Genomic DNA, 13,968 nt, shown 5'->3' with positions numbered 1-13,968 from the left:
GATCATTTTGAGACAGCGCATAATATAAAGACGAATAATGAGACAGGTTTGGTTGCAAAACACCGGTTGTCCGGATTGCCCGGAAACCTGCCTCAAAAACGAACGGTTAAAAGACATATCTATGCTCCCGGTCAAAAGCTTCAGCGTTTCAATTTTCATTCTCAAACCCGATGACGGTGAGACCAAGGTGCTGCTTCTCCGCCGTACAGGGTACTTGGCAGGTCTGTGGTGTCAGATCGCGGGCGGCATCGAGGACGGAGAAAAAGCTTGGCAAACCGCGATACGCGAGGTTCGCGAAGAAACAGGCATCGAGCTATCGGAAATCTGGTCTGCCGACATCCTTGAGCAATTCTACGAGGCAGACAAAGAATGCATCACTTTGGTGCCCGTCTTTGTCAGCACGGTGCCCACAGATACCACCGTCACGTTGAACGACGAACATGACGCCTATGAGTGGGTCAGCTTTGAGAAGGCGAACACCATGCTTAGCTTCCCTGGGCAGCAAAAAGCCTTGGCTGCTGTGAAAGCTGAGTTCGTCGATAAGGAACCAAACCCGCATCTGAAAATTGAGATGAATGGCTAGGGTGGGCGATATCCTCGGCTACGCGAGAGTCTCGACCGCCGATCAAGACCTGACTGGCCAGGTCACCCGTCTCAAAGACGCCGGGGCCATTCGCGTGTTCGAAGATGTGGTTTCAGGCAAGCAGTTCGACCGCCCGGGTTTGTCGGCCCTGATGGACCATGCCCGCCCTGGTGACAGCTTAGCTATCATCCGGTTGGACAGGCTCGGACGCTCACTCAAAGAGCTTTTAGAAACCGTCGAAAACCTGAAAGAACAAGATATCGGACTGATCAGCCTCGAAGAGCGGATCGATACCACATCCGCCGCCGGGGAACTGATCTTCCACGTCTTCGGAGCCATCGCCCATTTTGAGCGCCGTCTCATCTCAGAACGCACAAAGGACGGCATCGAAGCCGCTAGAGCGCAGGGCCGAAAACCAGGGCGACCGCCCCTCGAAGCCGAAACCGTCTTGGCATTGCAAAACCTCGTCCAAGCCGGAATGACCGCCGGACAAGCCGCAAAACAGCTCGGCATCGCAAGATCAACAGCTTACAGATTGATCAAGGAAACAGCGAAGCCCTAGCTAAACGGCCTTAAGGTGTCATTCTGCCCCCAGCCGGAACAGACCCCCTTGTGTTGGCTTAACGGATTGCCACTAAATCTAGAAAGTGCTTGCACGAATCTGGCTGGTCGGGCAATAGTCTCGAAAAATAACGCGCGGTCACATAAAAAACGCGCCCACGGATCGGGGCAGACATGAGCGAAGCAGAACAAGATCTAGATATCGCCATCGGGCACTACGCGGAACTTCTCGCGTCGAACCTGCATGCTCAGCGCGCTGCGCACTTCCCACCGGATGCAAAGAAGGTGATGCGCACTTTGACCAGCGGCGAAGCTGCTGAGCTCCTTGGCGTCGACCATACTTATCTTCGGAAGCTTCATCGAGAAGGAAAGATCGTTGACGTTGAGACGACGGCGGGAAGTCATCGCCGCTATACGCTCGACGATATCTGGGAAATCCGGCAGACGCTTGAAGGAAACGCAAAAAAGTCTGGAACTTACGTGCCTGGGCGTCGCGACGGTGACGAGCTTCAAGTCATTTCAGTGGTGAACTTCAAGGGCGGGTCCGGCAAAACGACGACGTCTGCTCACCTCGCTCAGCGCTTGGCGCTCAAGGGGTACAGAGTTCTTGCGATCGATCTCGACCCCCAAGCATCTCTTTCGGCTCTTCACGGAATCCAGCCAGAACTCGACCTCATGGAGGGCGGAACCCTCTATGATGCCGTTCGCTATGACGATCCGGTTCCGATCGCCGAAGTGATCCGCAAGACCTACATCCGCGGCCTTGATCTGATCCCGGGCAACCTTGAACTCATGGAGTTCGAGCACGAGACGCCTGCTGCGATCCAGCGAGGCGGAGCAAAGGCGTTCTTCGCGAGAGTTCATGACGCACTCGATAGTGTTGAAGCGAACTACGACGTTGTTGTGATCGACTGTCCGCCGCAACTTGGTTTCTTGACAATGTCAGCACTTTCCGCGTCCTCGGGTGTGCTCGTGACGGTTCACCCGCAGATGCTTGACCTTATGTCGATGTCCCAATTCCTGCGAATGACGGCGGATCTCCTGGGAGTAATCAGGGATGCAGGCGCAAATCTGCGCTTCGATTGGCTCCGCTTCTTGCCAACGCGATACAAAGTCGGCGACGCGCCACAGACCGAAGTCATCGCCTTCATTCGCGGGCTCTTTGGGAGGTCGGTCCTGACCAATCACATGGTTGAGTCGACCGCAATTTCTGATGCCGGCTTGACCAAGCAAACGCTCTACGAAGCTGACAAGAAGGACTTCACGCGTCAGACGTTTGATCGTGCGATCGAATCTATGAACGCAGTGAACGATGAGATCGCTGAAATCATCCAGAACACATGGGGGCGGAATGGCAAGAAAGCCTAAACTTGGCCTGCCGCTGCAGACCCTTCGCAACGCTCCTGACGCTCTTGAAGGGCGCCGACTGCGTGGCGGTGTTTTTGAGATCGATCCGGCGCAGATTGTTACCGAAGGACGGTTGGATGACAGGCTTCAGATTGAAGTTGAGGGCCTGAAGAACTCTATTTCCAAGAACGGTCAGCGTGTGCCTGTCTTGGTCCGCCCACTGGAAGGCGATCGCTACAACCTGATCTATGGCCGCAGACGCTTGGAAGCATGTCGCGAACTCGGTATCAAAGTTCGAGCCATCGTCACAGAGGTTGAAGGTGATCAAGCGCTTCGAGATCAGCTTCTCGAGAACCAAGAGCGTCGTGATCTGAGCTTTATTGAACGTGCGCTTGTAGCGACGGCGCTTCTGGACGGCGACCATTTGGAAGGTGCTGAGCGCACCAATCGTGGTGTCGCCGAAGTCCTTAACCTCCACGAAGCTGGGGTTTCACAGCTCTTGAGTGTCGTTCGGACGGTCGGTGAGGATCTCATCCAGGCAATTGGTGCAGCTCCTGGGATTGGTCGCCCGAGATGGGAAGAGCTCAAAAAGGCTATGGGTGCCTACGACGGTGATCGGGACCAACTGCTAGCCATAGCTCATGCAGCCAAGTCCGACAGTTCCGGCTCGGTCGATGAGGTTTCTGAGCGGGCGTTTCTCGCAGTTCTGGCAGCTGCGAAGAGCGCAGAGAAGAAAGTAAGCCCGTCTAGAAAGGGTGTGCCTGCTTTGGCGATCCCCGGTGTCGGAGCTGCGACGGTCAAGACCGGCCGCCAAGGCAAGCAGCTTAAACTCGATCTGACTACGGATGAACCTGATTTTATCAGCTGGTTGGAGGGCAATGCCCCAAAGCTGATTACCGAGCTTCATGAGCGCTGGAAGCGTTCAGAAGACTGAGGAAGAGCAACCAACAAGAAGGAGGCACGATACAGGCAAAAAGAAAAAGGCCCCGAGAAGCTAGCTTCACGAGACCTTTGTAAGGTTTCGCACCGGGATCAGCCCGCTACAAAATCTCAGTTTTCGCACTTCTGAATGTAGCGTTCTGGCCCCTACCCCGCAAGCGCAAAGCGATTCGCGGGCCCTAGAATTTTTGTCTTCGTGAACATTTTCATGGAGTACACACCAATTTCGCCGTTTATGCGGCCGATTTCGCACGCTCATTTGCGCGTCATCGAGCGACCCGAGGCATCTGTTCCGGCCAGACCCGTTAACAAGTGGGAACTCCTGCGCGAGCTCTCCAAGGCGCAAGCGGCCTTTGGGGTCTCGGAACGTGATCTGACTGTTTTGCAGGGGCTCCTCAGCTTCTTTCCGGACGATGCGCTTGGCGGGAACGCCGAGATGGTCGTCTTCCCCTCGAACAAGGCAATCTGCGAGCGCCTCAATGGCATGCCGTGCTCAACGATGCGTCGTCACCTCGCGCGTCTCGTCGAGGCTGGCTTGCTCCAGCGGCGCGATAGCCCCAATGGGAAGCGCTACGTCCGCAAGCACGGCGAAGACCGCGTCGCCTTTGGCTTCGATCTTTCCCCGCTCTACTGCCAGTCTGAGGAGATAGCACGGGCCGCAGAGGCCATACGTGAGGCTGAGGAGCGCGTCAGGCGCCTGAGAGAGGTCGTAAGCCTCATGCGACGCGATCTCGCGGCCCTCGCCGAGTTCGGAGACGAGATGCAGCCAGGCCTAGGCTTCTGGGATCAGCTTCGCGACAAGGCTGCCCTCACAGCCCGCGCGCTTCGCCGCAAGCTTTCAATTGAGGACCTCGCGGCCTATCGAGCCGATCTTGAAGCTCTCCTTGACCAGGCACGCAACATCATTGATGGCCCTGAAACAGAAGAAATGAACACCAATGATGCCCAATCTGAGCGTCACCATCATAATTCAAATAAAGAATCTATAGATTTTGAACCTGCTTTAGAAAAAAGCGAGGCGGCGGCGGGTGTGCCAGATGTGGATACGAATGAGCCGGTGGCTGACGTTGATGAACAGGACACAAGACATCTGCCAAAGATCCCGCTCCACCTAGTGATAGCGGCATGCCCCTCGCTTAAGACCTTCTACCAAGGTGAGATCCGGCATTGGCATCAGCTTTTCGATGCGGCGTGCCATGTGCGGCCAGCCATGGGGATCAGTGCGTCTGCATGGGAAGAAGCACAGCGGTTCATGGGTCCGGAGCAAGCGTCGATCGTCGTTGCTGCGATGCTGGAACGCTTCGCCGACATAAGATCGCCTGGTGGATACTTGCGAGCTCTGACTACCAAAGCTGCGGCAGGCGAGTTTTCCTGTGGCCCAATGGTCATGGCATTGATTGGCCGGCGGAACGCGGCTTAACAGCTGTTAAACTCCGATCGCGTGCGGCTGGCATGGCATAACTTAACAGCTGTTAAGTAGGCTCTCGGCACACAAACGGTGCCTGAGAAAGAAAAGTTGGGGGGTTGAGGTATGGCGGTATTTGAGATCGTGAAAGTGGCTTTCGCCTTCGTCGCGGCGAAGATCTGATGACGAGGGCATCCCGATCACCATGGTGAAACCTCAGCTGGTGACCATCGCTGCTAGTAGCGCCAAGGCGGCTACCGAAGAACATACAGATCGTTGCGCTGCAGCCAACCTAGCAGTTGCGCGCCTCCGCGGCCCCTGCCCTTTTCGATGTCTGAGATCTGATGATGAATACCCTCAATAACTGGCTCTACGCTTTCCGGCGCCTGCTGACGGCGATTTGGGTCCTGGCCTCGGATATTCGCTTGGCCTTCATCGGTGCTAGTGCCTGAGAGGTAGGTTGTGGATGTCTGTTGCATGATATCGTGGCTACGGGCCGTAGCGCACAAGGAGCAGACGATCGATGGTTGCCAAAACCGTTTGACCAAGGGCTCGATCCTCGAACTCCCGCGCGCGGGGAAGGGGACCCCGTAACTTCTCAGTCACTTCGATAATGGCGACATGGCCAGCGAGGCAATCGGCTCCTCAAGCGCAGCAGCTGGTTGCCAGCGGTCCCGCGTTCCGCTGATTTGGTCGTAGTGGACGACGAGGACATCGCAGAACAGCGGTTGCAACTCAATCTCTTGATTTCATGACACCCGAACTCTTCAAAAGAGTGCTTTGATGTTGGCTGCGGAATGATCTGATCCGTCCGATGGCGGAAAACGATTTAATAACAATAGGTTATTGCGTTTTTGGTATTCGCGATGAAAAATCATGCCCATAATAGCCTTCATCGAAATGGCTTCCCTTTCCAGGATGCCGATCCGCTACATCGACGGGAAGCCAAAGGATCAGCGCGCTTTACGAAGAAGTTGGCAGTTGCGGGCCGATTGAGCGGTCTGGGCTATCTCGTGAAGAAGAAACCGCCACAGGTCTAGCCGATAGGCCCTGTGGAAGTTCTCATCCCGTCGCGCCAGTACAGTTCCGTGGAGGTTGGGTGTTTCATGGGTTTGGCCCACGAAAAGTAAAAGTGTTCTTCGGGTTTTGTGACTGACGGATGAGGGCCTTTGGGGTCCCTCAGATGGGTCCGGGCCGGGTTCCGGTCTGCCGTTCCTGATGAAGGGCATTCCGATGCAAACAGGTGTCTTGCGCGTGCTCCGCGCGACCGCTGCCTCCTGGTGGCGGCATATAGAGCTGCACCGAACTGGCCAGACGGCGCTGGCACAGCGGCTCGAACGCCAGACCGTCTTGCGAGATCTCGGCTATCTCAGGCAGGCAGCGACGCTGCCGAATGCCCATGTGATCTGCGGAGAGGGCGGGACATTCCTCCATCTTGGTTGGACCACCGTTTCGACCTTCGCGCCGATCGAGCGCTTTCCCTTGGCCGCTCTTGCTGTCGCACGAGGGACCCCGTTCATCGATATCCGACCCGTCACCGGTGTCATCGCCTTCGCGAACCTGCCGCGGGTGGCGCGGGACGGAGCGGGCGACTCTGAACCTTGGGGTCCCGGCAGGTCCGTGTCGCTGACCGACTACATCGACATGGTCGAAGAGCTCGGCGCGAGGATCGCCAACCATCCGCGGCCCCGTCAGTCAATCTGATCACCATTTCCTCTCACCAAAACTCGAAAGGAGGCCAGCCATGGCCCGATCCCGCACGCCCAAATTCGATGCCTCCGAGGCCATCACAAACGAAATCATCCGTATTATTGAGCGCGGCGTGCTGCCGTGGCGAAAGCCCTGGACCGCAGGTGGCAGCTCGCGCCCCCTGCGCGTGGGCGGTGAACCCTACCAGGGAGTGAACAACTTCCTGCTCACCATGCGAACGGTGATGGCGGGCCACAGCTCACCTTTCTGGATGACGCTGCCGCAAGCCAATGCGTTGGATGCCAAGGTCCGCAAGGGCGAGAAGTCCTCCGTGGTGGTCTACTATGGTCAGAGCCGAACCCGGGGGCAGGGGGACGACGATCATGACGATGGTGATGCAGACGATCCTCGCGTCTTCCGTTTCCAGAAATCCTACCGCGTGTTCAATGCCTGTCAGATCGAGGGTTTGCCCGACAGTTTCTACCCCGACCCGGAGCCAGCGCCTGAACATCCACCCTCCGAACCCATCCCGCACATGCAGGCGTTTTTCGACGCCATCGACATCACGACCGTCTTCACGGGAACGGAAGCGTACTACCTGCCGCCCGTGGACAAGGTCTACATGCCGTCCATCACGCGGTTCGAGAACCCGCGGAATTTCTACGGGGTGTGGGCACATGAGCTGGCCCATGCCACGAAAGCCCCCCATCGACTGAACCGTGATTTCGGGTTCTCGAAGTTTGGCAACACGTCCTATGCGCGCGAGGAGATCGTCGCGGAATTGGCCTCGGTGTTCCTGGGTCAGACGCTCGGCTTCACGGCGCATACGCTCGAGATGAATGCCGCCTACCTCCACAACTGGTTGCGTGTCCTGCGCTCGGACAAGGGAGCGATCTTCCGGCACGCCGCGGACGCGCAGCGCGCCTGCGACTACCTGATCGCCAGATCGGAGGCGGGCAGGGCAGGTGGCAGCGCCAAGGCGGCCTGACCACACGGAGAACGGAGACGTCCATGTCACGCAAGGAATCCAAGACGCTGCGGGTGGCCTGCTTCGAAGACGGCCGCCGCAAGATCATCACCTTCAAACGCGGTGCCTATTGGTGGAGCCCGTACGAGGGCGCTTATCCGCTCTCGGCAGCACTTGAGAGCATCAAGGAACAAGGCGGCTGGATCGAAACCATCCCCAACCCGAATTACAGACCCAAGGGGCTGTTCGGGTAGGGCACTTTCTGCTTCGGTCCTGCCGCCAGGCGGAAAAGAAAAAGCAGGCTTTGGATTGGGTGTTTCAACTTCACAGAGGAATGCCCCATGACCATCACCGCACAACCCCAGACAGACCGCCCTGATCCGAATGTGATCGCGGCGCAGAACGACGCGTTTCGCAAGCTCGCGTGCCTCGGGGTGCCGCCCACGCAGCCCATCCAGGGCCGGATGCATGTCACCCGCTCGCTTATGGAGGCCGGTGACGGCTTCATGGCCGAGGCGGTGAAGGCAACCGGTGAGTTTGCCACGTTCGAGCCTGAGAATGACCCGGAAGGCCGGCACGATTTCGGCGCGATCGAGATCCGTGGCGAGACCGTGTTCTGGAAAATCGATCTCTATGAAGCAGACTCGGATTTCCGCTACGGGGCCGAGACCCCGGACAATCCTGCCACGACCATGCGCGTGCTGACCATCATGCTGGCGCGCGACTGGTAGGCGAGGGGACACCCCCCAAACCTTACACGTCAAGCAATGAAGGCCCACTGGCCCCTCAAAGGGAGAGTGGGCCTTTTGTCGTGGTGATCCCTGAAGCCGGGGATTGGTCACGCGCAAGCGCGCGCGGGCCACACCTCACCCACCTGGAAGGATATCCCATGACCACAAGCTTTGCCCCTCTCACCGTCGCCATCGGCGATCTGGTCTCACATCCCGCCAATGTGCGCAGCAACTCGCCGGAAACCTATGATCCTGAGAACATCGCCCATCTGAAGGCAAGCATCACCGTTCTGGGTCTCCTGCAGCCGCTCATGGTCCAGAAGCTCGACGGCAATTATGCTGTCCTTGCCGGTGGCCGACGCCATGCAGCCCTGAAGGAGCTGATCGCCGACAAGGCCACCAAGGGGTTCACAGCGAAGACCAAAGTGGACTGCCGCCTCGTGCCGGAAGATTGCGATGTCACCACGGCGTTGTCTCTTGCCGAGAACATCACCCAGGCGCCGATGAATGCCATCGACGAGTTCGAGGCTTTCGCGCGGATGATGGAGGTCGACGACCAGACGCCCGAGACGATCGCAAAGACCTTCGGCACCACGGTGGCGGCCGTGAAAGGCCGGTTGCGCTATGGCCTAATCCACCCCGACATCCGCGCCGCGGCCCGGGCCAAGACGATCACGCTCGACACGATGAAGGCCTTTGCGGAGCATCCGAGCCAGGAGGTGCAGCGCGAAGTCTTCGAGGCGCTCACCAAGGAAGATAGCTACCTGCAGGCCTATACGGTCCGCCAGGCGCTCAAATCCCGCGGCGTGCAGGTCAGTGACGATATCGGGGCCTTCGTGCGCGCGGACTACGAGGCGCGGGGCGGCGCTGTCGCCGCTGACCTTCTGGAAGAGCATTCCGTGCTCGAAGACGCCGCGCTGGTCGAGACCATCCTGCTCGAGAAGCTCGGTGCCGCCGCCGAAGAGGCCCGTATGAGGCTGGGCTTTGCCTGGGCCGATGCGATGGTCCGCTATGATTACGCGACCATGGCGGACTATGGCCGCGTCTATCCCGGCCCGATTGAGCCGGATGAAGCGGCCCAGAAGCGCATCGATGAGATCACCGCAGAACTCGAGAAGCTGCAGCTCGAGATGGAGGATGAGGGGCTCGAGGACGGTGCCTACAATGCCCTTTACGAGCGCGTGGACGCCTTGGAAGAAGAAGTGCGCGATCTGCAGGAGGCCTACAGCGCCGAGGACCTCGCGCGGTCCGGGGTGATCGCGTCGTGGCAGGGTGGGCAGGTCACGCTCCATGTTGGCCTCGTCCGCCCCGAGGACACCGTGAAAGTGGAAGGCGCGCGCGGCTCGTCGGTCAACCCGACGGGGGAGGAGGCACCGGACGCCGGCGAAATCACCTATCCAGCCTCGCTGGCTGAGGACCTCAAGACCGAGCGGGCCATGGCCCTTGGCGCCGCGATGGCGCTGCATCCGGAAGCTACGCTCGATCTGACGCTCTTCAAGCTGGTGAGCGACGTTCTGGCCAGCGGCATGAGTGTCACGCAGGCGATCAAGATCGATGCCCGCAAGGAATACCGCAGCCATGCCAAGATGGACGAGATCGACGAGACCTCGCTCGAGCAGGTGGCGGCGGCGCATGATGCGCTTGATCTCTCCTGGCTCGATGACACCCGCGCGCCCGCCGATCAGTTCGCGGCGTTTCGCGCGCTGGAGGCAGGCGAGAAGGCCAAGCTCGTGGCCTATGCCACCGCCAGCACCACGCAGTCCTGCTTCGCGCGGGATCCTCGGCGCGACAGCCTGATGCATGCGTTCGAGATCGAGATCATGCCCGACATTCGCGCATATTGGACGCCGAATGCGGCGCTCTTCAACCGCTTCAAGAAGGCCTGGCTCCTGAAGATTCTCGGCGAGGATCTGGGTCTCGCCCAAGAGGCGGTGACGCTCGCCTCGTCGAGCAAGAAAGAGATCGTCGCCTTCTGCGACAAGCTCTTCGCCGAGCCTTTCGCCACACTCACGGACGCGCAGCGCGCTGCCGTGGCCACCTGGTGCCCGCCCATGATGCAGACCGCCGGTGTCGCCTGTGATGAGGCGGAGCCCGCTGCGGAAACCCCCGAGCCTGACAGCGAGGTCGCGCAAGCGGCCTGAGTCCTCACGCGACTCGCGCGAGGCATTCCCCGCGCGGGTCGACCCTCCCACACCCAACCGAAAGACATCCTCATGGTTATTCTCAAGTTCTCTGCGTCCGCTGTTGCGGAACAGATCGCCCATGCGCGCGCCTGCAAAACCTTCTTGCCCAACTGGAACGGGCCCGTGGACAGGCCCGCCCTGATCCTGATCGTCGGCAATGGCGTGCATCTGCGCTCGAACGGCATTGATGGCACAACCACCCGTATCGTCACCACCGAACAGGCCGATCCTTCCTTTGCTTTCGCCAATGGCATGAACCCGTTTCGGGATACCGACTGGATGGCGCAGCGCCGCATGGCGTTTCGCGATCTGACCGGCCAGTTTTACACCGACATCCTGGATGACGTGCAGGTGCTCATCGACCGGGGGCGAGGGGCCATCCGGCTCGCCACCGATGGCCACAGCATCCGCGTCTTCGTGCGCCGGGCCTCGGACTATCTCATCGGCGGGACCTACGAAGTGCCCTCGGGCCTCGGTGGCACCTTCAGGGTCATCCTCAAGGATGCCTGCGACACCTTTGCGATCGTGCAGAACTGTGGCAATTGCGAGGATTTTGACGCCATGCAGCCCTACCGCGTGCCGCTCGATGCGCTGATGGAAATCGATGACCGGAGGGCGGCGTGATGGGTTGGCTCTTCTACACCGACGGCCGCGTCCAGACCTACGCGGATGAGAAAGCGGAGATTGCTCGGCTGTGCACCTTCGAGGGCGAAAGGCGCAAGACGGAACTGGTCAAAGCCTGCAAGGTGGGTTCGACTTGGTACGCGGCGGCAAAGGTCACAAATATCGACGGCACCCCTGTCGAAGACACGACCTATGTCACCGATGCGGATGGCTCCATCACTTTTGCCGCCGTATTCCTTACCCGATACGATGACGGCTGCTGGGGCTACAAGGACATGGAGGAAAGCGCGGGACCGGTCGAATCCCGCGCGCCACTGAGCCTATTGGCCCTGCTGTCCGAGCTGAAAGACCCAGACAGCTATGCTCATGCCTGGCGCCAGCGCTGCCAGGACTGGGCTGCGATCCCGGACTACGAGGAAGGCGACAAGATCAAGCTCGCCACCCCTGTGACGCTCACCGATGGCAGTACCTGCCAGATTGTCACCGCGACCCACTACAGGCGCGGGCGGCAAAAGCGCCGCTGCTACCGCATCGAGGAAACTGGTGGGCTCGTACGCCTGTCGAAGGCCTCGCTTGCGGGCTCGGAGCTGCTCAGCTCCACGAAAGGTGCGGCTAGCCCGGTGCTGGCGGAGTTCCTGGCGGGGCGAAATTAGGTCCTGCGCCGGACGGGTCATCGACCTGCCCGGCGACAGCAGATCCTGCGGCTTATCTTGACATGGCAATGCAAATGCATTACCTAGCGCAAGCAGCAAAGACCCCCATTCTTTCAGGAGACTGCCATGACAGCCCTCGCACAAGATGTCTCGAAGCTCACGGATCGGTATCAGACGACCGTGCCGGCGGGTGTGCGCAAGCAGCTCAAGCTGGGCAAGGGCGACCAGATTCGTTACTGCACCGAGCCGAGTGGCAGGGTCTATATCGAGCCCGTGCGCAGCGACGAGGAAGATCCCGTGCTAGGAGCCTTTCTCGATTTTGTCGAGGCCGATATCAAGGCGCATCCGGACCGCATTCGGGCGTTCGATGGGGCTTTGCATGACCGTCTTGCAGCACTGGTCGGAGACGTTGACGTCGATCTCGATGCGCCGCTATCGCTCGAGGATGAATGAGCGGCGATAGCGTGCCCGCCCAAGCGCCCCTTGTCGTAAACGGATGGTCGATTTATGCGCATCCGCTCTTTCTGGATCAGCTCGAAGGGCTGATTGAAGAGGTCGAGGCGCGTAAGGCACGCGATCCTAAGACCTGGCGCAAGAAAAACCCGACGAAACGGCTGGCCGCCATCTTCAAGCTGGTCACCGAGGCCATACCGGTAGATCCGGGTGCCGCCGCCTTTCGGCAAGGCGGCACACTCGGCGATCACCGCAAGCACTGGTTCCGTGCGAAATTCTTCCAGCAGTATCGGCTGTTCTATCGGTTCAACAGCGATGCGAAGGTCATCGTGGTGGCCTGGGTGAACGACGACAAGACCCTGCGCGCCTACGGCAGCAAGACGGATGCCTATGCGACGTTCAAAGGGATGTTGGAAGATGGCAATCCACCTGACAATTTTGACGCGCTCTTGAAAGAAGCAGCGGCGGCGAACAAGCGGTTCGAGACGTCCCTTGAAGCGGCGCCCGATCGGTAAGTGGGGTCGAATGCCCGAGGGGCGGAATCCCACGCTAAGGCTGCCAGTGAGTGGGCATTATGCGTTTCAATCGCCGTCATACTTGGGCCAAGTGAAATAGGCGACATTGGTGTGTCATATGGCTGGTACGATGAAATTCTCAGAAGTCCCTCCCTATCCGTACACCTGCCGTTCGCTGCATCGTGTACGAACTGGTAAGATGCGGACGATGCAGACCTTTGCTGCCAGTGATCCAATGACCGCTCTCCCAACGTAGCCTCTTAAGAGCGTAAGGTTCTTGCGAAATTGGTTCTCCTTCCTTAAATGGTCCAAGGGGGAAAACTTATGTTACCTGAACAGTTCACAGGTGGGTGCGCGTGTGGGGCAATCCGATATAAGTCCGAAGGTGTTGCCCGCTACATGGGTAATTGCCATTGCCGTGATTGTCAGCAGGCTACTGGAAGCGCTTATTTTCCGGCAGTGCTGGTGAAACAAGCGGATTTCAAGCTTGAAAAAGGGGAACCAAAATGGTTCGAGCGCAGAGCTGATCGCGGCCATGCGATGCTTCGCGGCTTCTGCTCTGAATGTGGGTCACCGCTGTTTCTGATCAACAAGGCAAGTGAGGGAGCAATGATCCTGTTCGCCGGTAGTTTGGATGATCCTAGCTGGTACAAGCCAAGCCGTGACATTTACGTGCAGAGCGCACAGCCTTGGGATCAAATGGACCCGGGTCTCCCGAAAGCAGATGGAATGCCTGCCTAATTTTATCAGTGTTGCTGTTTTTCGGTTTCAGTCGTGAGCGACGCGTAGCCCCGACTTGAGCAAGGTCGGCATTTAGAATGAAGCTGCCATTCAACAAACAGGATTAATGACAGCTTCTGAAAGCAGCGAGAATTTCTGCAATAGAAGAACAGAGCGTTTTCCAGGCAAACGGAAGACGCCCATAAAGCATCATCACTGAGTCGCACTCACTCTGCGGGCATGAGGGCGCGGATCGCATACATTCCGTCTTCTCCTTTCTCAAGCATGATCATGGCATCTTCGCCTTCCTGGACCTCGCCGACTTCCGCGCCTTCCAACAATTGGAGGTCCATTGTCATCGCAGGCCAGCCGATTTCCGGGATCGGGCCATGCGAGAGATTAACCGTATCGCCGCTGATGCTGTTGATCGTGGCTTGCGTATGTATTCCGCCATGCATCGCAGCGTGATCGGCATGTTCCGAATGATCGGAGTGGCCGGAATGGTCGTCGCTGGCAAACGCAGTCGTAGCGAGAAGGCCGGAAAAGATCAGCGTGAGAATTGAATTGCGCATTTTGTCCTCCATTGAAGTTTTGCGAT

General features: G+C 58.6%; 16 protein-coding genes. 15 read left to right on the top strand and 1 reads right to left on the bottom strand.

What is annotated here, in order from left to right; genetic code table 11:
• The first annotated feature begins 37 nt into the window (after positions 1–37).
• The 15 genes from AAFO92_RS15075 to AAFO92_RS15005 all read left to right on the top strand — a co-directional run bounded on the left by AAFO92_RS15075 (position 38) and on the right by AAFO92_RS15005 (position 13,391).
• Entirely contained in the window at positions 38–583 is a 546-nt protein-coding gene (locus AAFO92_RS15075) for an NUDIX domain-containing protein (protein ID WP_347536508.1), read from the top strand.
• Positions 576–1,145 (top strand): recombinase family protein, encoded by a 570-nt coding sequence (locus AAFO92_RS15070; RefSeq protein ID WP_347536506.1) that lies wholly within the window; start codon positions 576–578, stop codon positions 1,143–1,145. Before AAFO92_RS15075 ends, AAFO92_RS15070 begins: the two co-directional genes overlap by 8 nt.
• Positions 1,146–1,318: 173 nt before the next feature.
• The gene (gene repA, locus AAFO92_RS15065; protein ID WP_009827042.1) at positions 1,319–2,512 is read left to right on the top strand and encodes a plasmid partitioning protein RepA; all 1,194 of its coding nucleotides are present in this window, start codon (positions 1,319–1,321) and stop codon (positions 2,510–2,512) included.
• A complete protein-coding gene (gene repB / locus AAFO92_RS15060) occupies positions 2,496–3,425 on the top strand; it encodes a plasmid partitioning protein RepB (RefSeq protein WP_347536503.1) in 930 nt (309 codons plus the stop codon). The genes repA and repB overlap by 17 nt, the downstream gene beginning before the upstream one ends.
• Positions 3,426–3,638: 213 nt before the next feature.
• Positions 3,639–4,850, top strand: coding sequence for a plasmid replication protein RepC (gene repC, locus AAFO92_RS15055; RefSeq protein WP_347536501.1), 1,212 nt, complete (start codon positions 3,639–3,641; stop codon positions 4,848–4,850).
• Between the two features lie 1,218 nt (positions 4,851–6,068).
• A complete protein-coding gene (locus AAFO92_RS15050) occupies positions 6,069–6,539 on the top strand; it encodes a hypothetical protein (RefSeq protein ID WP_347536499.1) in 471 nt (156 codons plus the stop codon).
• Between the two features lie 40 nt (positions 6,540–6,579).
• Positions 6,580–7,512: a zincin-like metallopeptidase domain-containing protein gene (locus AAFO92_RS15045; RefSeq protein ID WP_347536497.1), complete on the top strand. Its 933-nt coding sequence runs from the start codon at positions 6,580–6,582 to the stop codon at positions 7,510–7,512.
• A gap of 23 nt (positions 7,513–7,535) precedes the next feature.
• Positions 7,536–7,745 (top strand): DUF6330 family protein, encoded by a 210-nt coding sequence (locus AAFO92_RS15040; protein WP_347536495.1) that lies wholly within the window; start codon positions 7,536–7,538, stop codon positions 7,743–7,745.
• An 87-nt stretch (positions 7,746–7,832) separates the two neighbouring features.
• The gene (locus tag AAFO92_RS15035; RefSeq protein WP_347536493.1) at positions 7,833–8,222 is read left to right on the top strand and encodes a DUF3768 domain-containing protein; all 390 of its coding nucleotides are present in this window, start codon (positions 7,833–7,835) and stop codon (positions 8,220–8,222) included.
• Positions 8,223–8,380: 158 nt separating this feature from the next.
• A complete protein-coding gene (locus tag AAFO92_RS15030; RefSeq protein ID WP_347536492.1) occupies positions 8,381–10,363 on the top strand; it encodes a ParB/RepB/Spo0J family partition protein in 1,983 nt (660 codons plus the stop codon).
• Between the two features lie 72 nt (positions 10,364–10,435).
• Complete coding sequence (locus tag AAFO92_RS15025) at positions 10,436–11,029, top strand: regulator (RefSeq protein WP_347536490.1); 594 nt, start codon at positions 10,436–10,438, stop codon at positions 11,027–11,029.
• Positions 11,029–11,682 (top strand): hypothetical protein, encoded by a 654-nt coding sequence (locus AAFO92_RS15020; RefSeq protein WP_024099305.1) that lies wholly within the window; start codon positions 11,029–11,031, stop codon positions 11,680–11,682. The genes AAFO92_RS15025 and AAFO92_RS15020 overlap by 1 nt, the downstream gene beginning before the upstream one ends.
• 126 nt (positions 11,683–11,808) lie before the next feature.
• A complete protein-coding gene (locus tag AAFO92_RS15015) occupies positions 11,809–12,135 on the top strand; it encodes a type II toxin-antitoxin system PrlF family antitoxin (RefSeq protein ID WP_005668772.1) in 327 nt (108 codons plus the stop codon).
• Complete coding sequence (locus tag AAFO92_RS15010) at positions 12,132–12,650, top strand: type II toxin-antitoxin system YhaV family toxin (protein WP_012187354.1); 519 nt, start codon at positions 12,132–12,134, stop codon at positions 12,648–12,650. Before AAFO92_RS15015 ends, AAFO92_RS15010 begins: the two co-directional genes overlap by 4 nt.
• A 324-nt stretch (positions 12,651–12,974) precedes the next feature.
• On the top strand, positions 12,975–13,391 hold the full coding sequence (locus AAFO92_RS15005; RefSeq protein ID WP_347536488.1) for a GFA family protein: 417 nt from the start codon (positions 12,975–12,977) through the stop codon (positions 13,389–13,391).
• 206 nt (positions 13,392–13,597) lie between these two features.
• Here AAFO92_RS15005 and AAFO92_RS15000 read toward each other — a convergent pair whose 3' ends face one another.
• Positions 13,598–13,942: a copper-binding protein gene (locus AAFO92_RS15000; protein WP_347536486.1), complete on the bottom strand. Its 345-nt coding sequence runs from the start codon at positions 13,940–13,942 to the stop codon at positions 13,598–13,600.
• Between the last annotated feature and the right edge of the window lie 26 nt (positions 13,943–13,968).

Source organism: Roseovarius sp. CAU 1744 (assembly GCF_039839345.1).
Taxonomy (GTDB): Bacteria; Pseudomonadota; Alphaproteobacteria; order Rhodobacterales; family Rhodobacteraceae; genus Roseovarius.
The sequence above is the reverse complement of the archived record's forward strand: the minus strand, read 5'-3'. Positions and strand labels throughout refer to the sequence as shown.

Excerpts from the sequence above, each read along its gene's own strand:
- AAFO92_RS15015 (WP_005668772.1), top strand. The coding sequence starts at position 11,809 with ATGACAGCCCTCGCACAAGATGTCTCGAAGCTCACGGATCGGTATCAG.
- AAFO92_RS15070 (WP_347536506.1), top strand. The coding sequence starts at position 576 with ATGGCTAGGGTGGGCGATATCCTCGGCTACGCGAGAGTCTCGACCGCC.
- AAFO92_RS15010 (WP_012187354.1), top strand. The coding sequence starts at position 12,132 with ATGAGCGGCGATAGCGTGCCCGCCCAAGCGCCCCTTGTCGTAAACGGA.
- AAFO92_RS15075 (WP_347536508.1), top strand. The coding sequence starts at position 38 with ATGAGACAGGTTTGGTTGCAAAACACCGGTTGTCCGGATTGCCCGGAA.
- AAFO92_RS15035 (WP_347536493.1), top strand. The coding sequence starts at position 7,833 with ATGACCATCACCGCACAACCCCAGACAGACCGCCCTGATCCGAATGTG.
- AAFO92_RS15050 (WP_347536499.1), top strand. The coding sequence starts at position 6,069 with ATGCAAACAGGTGTCTTGCGCGTGCTCCGCGCGACCGCTGCCTCCTGG.
- AAFO92_RS15040 (WP_347536495.1), top strand. The coding sequence starts at position 7,536 with ATGTCACGCAAGGAATCCAAGACGCTGCGGGTGGCCTGCTTCGAAGAC.
- repA (WP_009827042.1), top strand. The coding sequence starts at position 1,319 with ATGAGCGAAGCAGAACAAGATCTAGATATCGCCATCGGGCACTACGCG.
- AAFO92_RS15000 (WP_347536486.1), bottom strand. The coding sequence starts at position 13,942 with ATGCGCAATTCAATTCTCACGCTGATCTTTTCCGGCCTTCTCGCTACG.
- AAFO92_RS15005 (WP_347536488.1), top strand. The coding sequence starts at position 12,975 with ATGTTACCTGAACAGTTCACAGGTGGGTGCGCGTGTGGGGCAATCCGA.
- AAFO92_RS15020 (WP_024099305.1), top strand. The coding sequence starts at position 11,029 with ATGGGTTGGCTCTTCTACACCGACGGCCGCGTCCAGACCTACGCGGAT.
- repB (WP_347536503.1), top strand. The coding sequence starts at position 2,496 with ATGGCAAGAAAGCCTAAACTTGGCCTGCCGCTGCAGACCCTTCGCAAC.
- repC (WP_347536501.1), top strand. The coding sequence starts at position 3,639 with ATGGAGTACACACCAATTTCGCCGTTTATGCGGCCGATTTCGCACGCT.
- AAFO92_RS15025 (WP_347536490.1), top strand. The coding sequence starts at position 10,436 with ATGGTTATTCTCAAGTTCTCTGCGTCCGCTGTTGCGGAACAGATCGCC.
- AAFO92_RS15030 (WP_347536492.1), top strand. The coding sequence starts at position 8,381 with ATGACCACAAGCTTTGCCCCTCTCACCGTCGCCATCGGCGATCTGGTC.
- AAFO92_RS15045 (WP_347536497.1), top strand. The coding sequence starts at position 6,580 with ATGGCCCGATCCCGCACGCCCAAATTCGATGCCTCCGAGGCCATCACA.